The sequence below is a fragment of the Flavobacterium sp. genome (assembly GCF_043720215.1).
In the GTDB taxonomy this organism is placed as follows: Bacteria; Bacteroidota; Bacteroidia; order Flavobacteriales; family Flavobacteriaceae; genus Flavobacterium.
This window is the reverse complement of record NZ_JAYSSZ010000197.1, coordinates 1-8975: the sequence shown is the minus strand read 5'-3', so window position 1 is coordinate 8975 and position 8975 is coordinate 1. Positions and strand designations below refer to the sequence as shown.

Sequence of the window (8975 nt, the reverse complement as noted above, 5' to 3'; positions counted from 1 at the left end):
CCTGGTGTCGTTGATCTTGTAGCGCCGCCTCCGCTCGAGCAGCGGGCGCGGGCCGCAGACGGCGGTGAAGTCACACCACTCGCAGGCGGTGTGCTCCTGCACGAAGTGGCCCTGGGCTAAATAAGTTAGATGGCGATTTCGCTTTTGTGGTTATAGATGGCGATGATTATATTGCAGGACGTGACCCAATGGGAGTGAAGCCTTTGTACTACGGTCTAGACGAAAGAGGCAGAATGTATTTTGCTTCAGAAATGAAACCAATTGTTGATCAATGCAAAACTTTTTCAACCTTTCCTCCGGGACATTTTTATACACCAAAAACTGGATTTGTTAAATATTACAAACCTGAATATGACGATTATAAAAAAGCAACAAACGAATTAGATTTAAAACTAATTAGAGACACATTAACCGAAGCGACTCGCAAACGATTAATGAGCGATGTGCCTATTGGAGTATTGCTTTCGGGAGGATTAGATTCGTCATTAACATCATCTATTGCATCAAGATTGTTGAAAGAAAAAGGCAAAACTTTACATTCTTTTTCTATTGGATTAGATGAAAATGCACCCGATGCCAAAGCTGCTCGAAAAGTAGCTGCGTTTTTAGGAACAGAGCACCACGAAGTTCATTTTACTATCGAGCAAGGAATTGAGATTTTAGACAAATTAATTTGGCATTTAGAAACATACGATGTGACTTCGGTAAGAGCCAGTACACCTATGTATTTCTTATCGAAAGCAATTACCGATATGGGAATTAAAGTAGTTCTTTCTGGTGAAGGAGCAGACGAGATTTTTGGAGGTTATTTGTATTTTAGAAATGCACCTTCTACCGAAGATTTTCAAAAAGAAACCATAGAAAGGGTTCAGAAATTATTCACCGCCGATTTGCTTCGTGCCGATAAGTCGACTATGGCGCACGGACTCGAAGCTCGTGTTCCTTTTCTTGACAAAGCATTTCTTGATGTTGCGATGTTAATAAAACCAGAAGAAAAACAACCAAAAACCTACGACGGAAAAGAAAAATATATTCTTCGCAAAGCTTTCGATACACAGGACAATCCATATCTTCCAGATGAAGTTTTATGGCGTCAAAAAGAACAATTTTCCGATGGTGTGGGTTATAACTGGATAGATCAATTAATCGAATATTGTGCATCAAAAGTAACGGATGAACAATTGGATTCAGCTAAAAAAATGTTTTCGTATAATACGCCAACAACCAAAGAAGCTTATTTTTATAGAACTATATTTCATAAATATTATCCACAACAAAGCGCAGCTGAAACAGTACGAAAATGGATTCCAAAATGGCAAGAAAACAAAGACCCAAGCGGTCGTGCAAACGTTGCGCATGTACAAGCAGATTTGGAAATTGCAAAATCTAATATAATGGCTTAACGATTTTAAATTTTTTTCTTAAAAACGTCTTGATTTTTTCAAGACGTTTTTTTTATAATTATTAATAAACTGTTGATAACTTCATGACTAAATCGTAGGTTTTGGTTTCAAAATCATTCGTAATAGTATATATTTGCCTGTTAGACAAAAATTACATTTTTTAGAATAAATTTATATGAGCGACGAAATTAAGAAGGATAATTATTCAGCAGATAGTATTCAGGCATTAGAAGGAATGGAGCATGTTCGTATGCGTCCGTCGATGTATATTGGAGATGTAGGTGTTCGTGGTTTACACCATTTAGTTTATGAAGTTGTCGATAACTCTATCGATGAAGCAATGGGAGGTCATTGTGATACGATTAGAGTAGATATAAATGAAGATGGTTCGGTTTCTGTAGAAGATAACGGTCGTGGTATTCCAGTAGGAATTCATAAAAAAGAAGGCGTTTCAGCTCTAGAAGTTGTAATGACTAAAATTGGTGCTGGAGGAAAATTTGATAAAGATTCTTATAAAGTTTCTGGAGGATTGCACGGAGTTGGAGTTTCGGTAGTAAATGCTTTGTCAAACCACTTGAGAGCAACTGTTCACAGTAGTGATGGAAAGGTTTATGAACAAGAATACGAAAAAGGAAAAGCACTTTATCCAGTAAAACAAATTGGCGAAACTACAAAACGTGGAACTATCGTTACTTTTTATCCAGACGATACTATTTTTACGCAAACAACAGAGTTTTCATACGATACTTTGTCTGCTCGTATGCGTGAATTGTCATTTTTGAATAAAGGAATTACAATTACTTTTACAGATAAAAGAGAGAAAGACAAAGACGGAAATTTTGTTTCAGAAGTTTTTCATTCTACAGAAGGGCTAAAAGAATATATCCGTTATTTAGATAAAAATCGTGAGCCAATTATTGCGCACGTAATTTCTATGGATAACGACAAAGGTGAAATTCCAGTTGAAGTTGCCTTAATTTACAATACAAGTTATACAGAGAATATATTTTCTTACGTAAATAACATCAATACCCACGAAGGAGGAACGCACTTGCAAGGTTTTAGAACTGGTTTAACCCGTTCGTTGAAGAAATATGCAGATTCGTCTGGAATGTTAGATAAATTGAAATTCGAAATTTCAGGAGATGATTTCCGTGAAGGATTAACAGCTATTATTTCGGTAAAAGTTGCTGAACCTCAATTTGAAGGTCAAACCAAAACAAAACTTGGAAACAGAGAAGTAGTTTCTCCAGTTTCTCAAGCGGTTGGAGATATGATTGAAAATTATTTGGAAGAAAATCCAAATGATGCGAGAATCATTGTTCAAAAAGTAATTTTGGCTGCACAAGCACGTCACGCTGCTAAGAAAGCACGTGAAATGGTACAACGCAAAACCGTAATGGGTGGAGGCGGATTGCCAGGAAAATTATCAGATTGTTCTGAACAAGATCCAGCAAAATGCGAAGTTTTCCTTGTCGAGGGAGATTCGGCAGGAGGAACTGCAAAACAAGGACGTGACAGAGCTTTTCAAGCTATTTTGCCATTACGTGGTAAGATTTTGAATGTGGAGAAAGCCATGCACCACAAAGTTTTCGAAAACGAAGAGATTCGTAATATATTTACAGCATTGGGTGTAACCATTGGTACTGCCGAAGATAGTAAAGCATTAAATCTTGAAAAATTACGTTACCATAAAGTAGTAATTATGTGTGATGCGGATATTGATGGTAGCCACATTTCTACCTTAATATTAACGTTCTTCTTCCGCTTTATGAAAGAATTAATCGAAGAAGGGCACGTTTATATCGCAACACCACCATTATACTTGGTTAAAAAAGGAAATAAAAAAGAATACGCTTGGAACGAAGTGCAACGCGATCAAGCCAATGAAAGAATGGGTGGAAGCGCTGCTATTCAACGTTATAAAGGTCTTGGAGAGATGAATGCGGAGCAATTGTGGGATACTACTTTAAATCCTGAATTCAGAACTTTACGTCAAATAAATATTGATAGTTTAGCAGAAGCTGATAGAGTTTTCTCGATGTTAATGGGTGATGAGGTTCCGCCTCGTAGAGAATTTATAGAGAAAAATGCAGTTTACGCAAATATTGATGCCTAAAAGTTTATTTGGTTATTTGTTGATTCGGTTAATCGATTTAACAAATAACCAAATAAACGATTAACCAAATAAACAAATCAACATAAAAAAATAAAAATGAAAGTTACCATAGTAGGAGCAGGGAATGTAGGAGCATCTTGTGCAGATGTTATTTCTTATAGAGGAATTGCAAGCGAAGTAGTGTTATTAGATATTAAAGAAGGTTTTGCCGAAGGTAAAGCAATGGATTTGATGCAATGCGCAACAAATACAGGTTTTAATACACAACTTTCCGGAGTTACAAACGATTATTCTAAAACAGCAAATTCTGATGTTGTAGTAATTACTTCTGGAATTCCTAGAAAACCAGGAATGACCCGTGAAGAATTAATAGGGATTAATGCAGGAATTGTAAAAAATGTAGTAGAAAATGTTTTAGTACATTCTCCAAATACTATTGTGGTTGTGGTTTCTAATCCAATGGATACGATGACTTACCTAGCTTTGAAAGCAACAGGTTTGCCAAAAAATAGAATTATCGGAATGGGTGGTGCTTTAGATAGCTCACGTTTCAGATATTATTTATCAAAAGCATTAGACAAACCTTCAAATGATGTTTCGGCAATGGTTATCGGTGGTCACGGTGATACAACAATGATTCCATTAACTCGTTTGGCATCTTATAACGGAATTCCAGTTTCAGAATTTCTTTCTCAAGAACAATTGGATAAAGTAGCCGCTGATACTATGGTTGGTGGAGCTACATTAACAGGATTATTAGGAACTTCAGCTTGGTATGCGCCAGGTGCTTCAGTTGCTTATCTTGTAGATAGTATTTTGAATAACCAAAAGAAAATGATTGCTTGTTCAGTTATGCTTGACGGAGAATATGGTCAATCAGATATTTGTATCGGAGTACCTTGTATTATTGGTAAAAACGGTATCGAAGAAATTGTTACTATCAACCTAAACGAAAACGAAAAAGCATTATTTGCGAAAAGTGCAGAGGCTGTTCGTAATATGAATGCTGATCTAAAATCAGTTTTAGCTTAAATATATTAACTACAAAGTAGCTAAGAATTTTACAATGTTCACAAAGAATCTAAAAACCTAGTGAACTTTGTGAAATTCTTTGTGTTCTTTGTGGTTAAATTTATATATTTGCACGTTTTGTGAAAACAGGATAGTGTTTTTTACCCTATTTTTATAATTCAAAAACAAAGAAACCAAACAAAGAATTAATTAATTTTTACACAGAATGCAGAATAGAGGACTTATTAAATTTATTGCAATAATATTTGCACTGGTAAGTATTTACCAACTTTCTTTCACATTTGTTGCTAATAAAGTGAAAAACGATGCAAAATCTTTTGCATGCGGAAATCAAGATAAAGAAGTAAAATATCTTGACTCGATAGGGAAAGAAAAAGTGTTTTTAAGCTACTTTACTTACGAGGAAGTAAAAACAAAACAAATCAACAAAGGACTTGACTTAGAAGGTGGTATCAATGTGATATTGCAAATTTCTGTTAAAGATGTGTTGAAACAATTAGCTAACAATACTACAAATCCTGTTTTCAACAAGGCTTTAGCTGATGCAAAAACAAATCAAAAAGGGAATCAATCGTATTTAGATGCTTTTTATGAAGCTTTTGATGCTAATTCAAACGGAAGTGTAAAATTAGCTTCTCCAGATATTTTTGGAAACAGAACTTTAGCAGATGCAGAAAAAATTAATTTCAATACTTCTGATGCTGATGTAAAAAAAGTAATTAGCAAAAAAGTTGAAGAATCTATAGAAAGTGCTTTTAGAGTACTACGTGAGCGTATCGACAAATTTGGTGTTACACAACCTAATATAGTTAAGTTAGGAACTACAGGTCGTATTCTTGTAGAACTTCCAGGTGCAAAAGATGTAGATAGAGCTAAAAAACTTTTATCAAGTACTGCACAATTGGAATTTTGGGAAACTTTAAAAGTTGAAGAAGTTGGTAATTATTTAGGTTCAGTAAATGAAGCATTAAAGAAAACTGAAAAAACTACTACTGCTGATGTTGCTACAAAAGCAACTTCAAAAATAGATTCTTTATTAGTTGATAAAACTGTAAAAGATTCTACTGCTACAAAAGCAGATATGGGACCATTTTTTAGTAAAATTGTAAGTGGAGGACAACAAGGAAGTCCAGTATTAGCTTATGTTAAATCTAAAGATACAGCAGTAATTAATAGTTATTTCAAACGTGCAGATATCAAAGCTTTATTGCCAAGTAATTTAGCTGATGCTAAATTTGTTTGGGGAAAACCTTCTGAAAAAACTGCTGATGTTGTAGAGTTATATGCATTAAAAGGAAACAGAACAAACACACCTCCTATGAGTGGTGGTGTTCTAGTTGACGCTTCTGATTCGTTTGACCAAATGGGAAAACCATCAGTTACTATGCAAATGAATGGTAAAGGAGCAAAAATTTGGGAAGAATTAACAGGAAGAGCTTATACTCAAAAAAGTAATATTGCAATTGTTTTAGATAATATCGTTTATTCAGCTCCTGGTGTTTCTTCAGGACCAATTGCTGGAGGACGATCTGAAATTTCTGGTGTTTTCTCAATAGAAGAAACTAAAGATTTAGCTAACGTTTTGCGTGCTGGTAAATTACCTGCAGCAGCAGAAATCGTGCAGTCTGAAGTAGTAGGGCCATCTTTAGGACAAAAAGCTATCGATAACGGTTTAGCTTCATCTATTGTTGGTTTATTATTAGTATCATTATGGATGTTAATTTATTATGGTAAAGCGGGTTGGTATGCAAACATTGCCTTAATTGTCAACTTATTATTCCTTTTTGGAGTAATGGCAAGTTTCGGTTTTGTATTAACATTACCAGGTATTGCAGGTATCGTTTTAACAATGGGTACTGCAGTAGATGCTAACATCATTATATACGAACGAGCAAAAGAAGAATTACGTGCAGGATTAAGTCTTGACGAAGCGGTTAAAAAATCGTTCAGTTGGACTGGTGCGATGCGTTCTATTATTGATGCAAACGTAACACACATCTTAACTGGTGCTATATTATATATTTTTGGAACAGGACCTATCAAAGGATTTGCTTTAACTTTATTAATTGGTATTATAACGTCTTTATTTACGTCTATTTTTATCACAAGAATATTCTTAGATAGAGCAGTTGCAAAAGGAACCAAATTAGAATTTGCAAACAGTTGGTCTAAAAACTGGTTTACAGGATTCAATTTTGATTTCTTAAGAATCAAAAGAGGAACTTATATTTTCTCTTCATGTGTTGTTATTATCAGTTTAATTTCAATATTCTTTGTGAATGGTCTTGATGAAGGTGTCGATTTTGTTGGAGGAAGAACTTTTCAAGTTAAATTTGAAAAAACAGTAGAACCAACAGCTATTGCAGCTGAATTATCTAAAAAAGATGTTTTCCAAAGTGCTGAAGCAAAAATATTTGGTACAGACGATCAACTTAAGATTACTACAAAATATAAAATTAAAGAAGAAGGTGTAAACATTGATACAGAAGTGAATCAAAAATTATACAATGCACTAAAAGGTCATTTTTCTCCAAGTATGACTTATGAGAAATTTATAAATTCTTACGACGGTAAAGAGTTAGGAGTGTTACAAGCTTCAAAAATTAGTCCAGCGATTTCAGCAGATATTAAAACCAACTCATTCTGGGCGGTTTTAGGAGCTATGTTGGTTGTAGGTCTTTATTTAGTAGTTTCTTTCCGTAAATTAGGATATTCATTAGGAGCACTAGCAGCTGTAGCGCATGACGTTATATTTGTATTAGGAATTTATTCTCTTTGTTATAAATTTATGCCTTTCCACATGGAAATGGATCAGCACTTTATTGCAGCTATCTTAACCGTTATTGGTTATTCTATGAATGATACTGTAATTGTATTTGACAGAATTAGAGAGTTCCTTGCTGGTAAAACAAAAGGTGATTTTAATCATATTGTAAACGATTCTATTAACTCTACATTGTCTAGAACAATCAATACGTCATTAACGATGTTATTAGTATTATTGATTATGTTTATCTTCGGTGGAGAATCAATCAGAGGATTTATCTTTGCTATGTTAGTAGGAATTGCAGTAGGAACTTATTCATCTTTATTCATTGCAACACCAGTTTTGGTTGACACAATGCCAAAAGCAGACAAAGATGCAATTGCAGCAAAACATGCAGCAGCAAACGCATAATAGTAAAAATATAATTTCTTAAGAAAATCCTTCGTTGCAAAACGGAGGATTTTTTTTGTAAGGCTGAGCGGAGTCGAAGCCAAGCAAACCCTTCGACTCCGCTCAGGAGGACATCGAGTAGAAATCATGTGTTTTTTGTACTGCCAGATTGAGCTGAGTCAAAGCCTTAATAAACAAAAACAAAATGAAACAATATTATGTATATATTCTAAAATGTTCAGATAGTAGTTATTATACTGGAATGACTAATAATATGAATAGAAAATTTTATGAACATCAAAATGGTTTAAATTTAAGTTGTTATACTTTTGACAAAAGACCTTTACAATTGGTTTTTTCCACAGAATTTAATGAGGTTAATCAAGCAATTACATTCGAGAAGCAAGTAAAAGGTTGGAGTAGAAAAAAGAAAGAAGCAATTATAGATGATAAATGGGAAGATTTAAAGAATTTGTCTATATGTAAAAATGAGAGTCATTCAAGTAATTTTAAAATTTCCTTCGACTCCGCTCAGAAGGACATTGAGTAGAGATTAAGCATTTTTTGTAATGTCAAACTGAGCGGAGTCGAAGCTAATTAAACTAACTAATATAGTGTATTTAGATTAATTGTTAGTGATTAAACAAATGTCAGGCTGAGCGGAGTCGAAGCCCTTTATAAATAAAAAACAAATGAATACAATAGCTTGGAGTGATTTCGAAAAAGTAGAAATGCGAATAGGAACCATCATACAAGTAAATGATTTTCCAGAAGCAAGAAATCCCGCTTATCAACTAACAATCGATTTTGGAGATGAAATTGGAATCAAAAAATCATCAGCACAAATTACTATGTGTTATACTAAAATTGATTTAGTTGGTAAACAAATTGTGGCAGTTACTAATTTTCCTGTAAAACAAATTGGTAAGTTTATGAGCGAATGTTTGGTTCTCGGCTCTATAGGAAAGAACAACGATATTGTTTTACTTTCTAGCGATCTAAAAGTTGAGAATGGTTTGAGAATTGGGTAACAAAAAAAGCCCAAAATCTTACAATTTTGAGCTTCTATTTTTATAATAAATCTGATTTTTATTTCCAATAATGTTCTAAATAATATTCTAATTTTTTTGCAGTTTCCTCATTTGCATTAGCTACCATAAATGTTCTTTTGTTTCTAGTAACTTTTTTGTTTGATTCTGAAGTTAATGCTTTTTCAAAATTGGCCCAGTAGTCATTTTCTGTAGATTCATTACTATCTTCAACA

General features: G+C 33.9%; 5 protein-coding genes and 1 pseudogene. All 6 read left to right on the top strand.

All coding sequences use genetic code 11. The features are described 5' to 3' along the window. Positions 1-95: 95 nt before the first annotated feature. Positions 96-1403 (top strand): annotated as a pseudogene (asnB, locus tag ACHZC3_RS09095) (asparagine synthase B); the annotation flags it as partial. A gap of 175 nt (positions 1404-1578) precedes the next feature. Further along, on the top strand, positions 1579-3522 hold the full coding sequence (gene gyrB / locus ACHZC3_RS09090) for a DNA topoisomerase (ATP-hydrolyzing) subunit B (protein ID WP_394759553.1): 1944 nt from the start codon (positions 1579-1581) through the stop codon (positions 3520-3522). Between the two features lie 96 nt (positions 3523-3618). Further along, positions 3619-4554, top strand: a complete 936-nt coding sequence (locus ACHZC3_RS09085; RefSeq protein WP_394759552.1) for a malate dehydrogenase — start codon at positions 3619-3621, stop codon at positions 4552-4554. Between the two features lie 205 nt (positions 4555-4759). Further along, positions 4760-7732 (top strand): protein translocase subunit SecDF, encoded by a 2973-nt coding sequence (secDF, locus tag ACHZC3_RS09080; RefSeq protein ID WP_394759551.1) that lies wholly within the window; start codon positions 4760-4762, stop codon positions 7730-7732. Between the two features lie 184 nt (positions 7733-7916). Continuing rightward, positions 7917-8261 (top strand): GIY-YIG nuclease family protein, encoded by a 345-nt coding sequence (locus ACHZC3_RS09075; protein WP_394759550.1) that lies wholly within the window; start codon positions 7917-7919, stop codon positions 8259-8261. A gap of 142 nt (positions 8262-8403) precedes the next feature. Next, a complete protein-coding gene (locus ACHZC3_RS09070) occupies positions 8404-8742 on the top strand; it encodes a tRNA-binding protein (RefSeq protein WP_394759549.1) in 339 nt (112 codons plus the stop codon). The last annotated feature ends 233 nt before the right edge of the window (positions 8743-8975 follow it).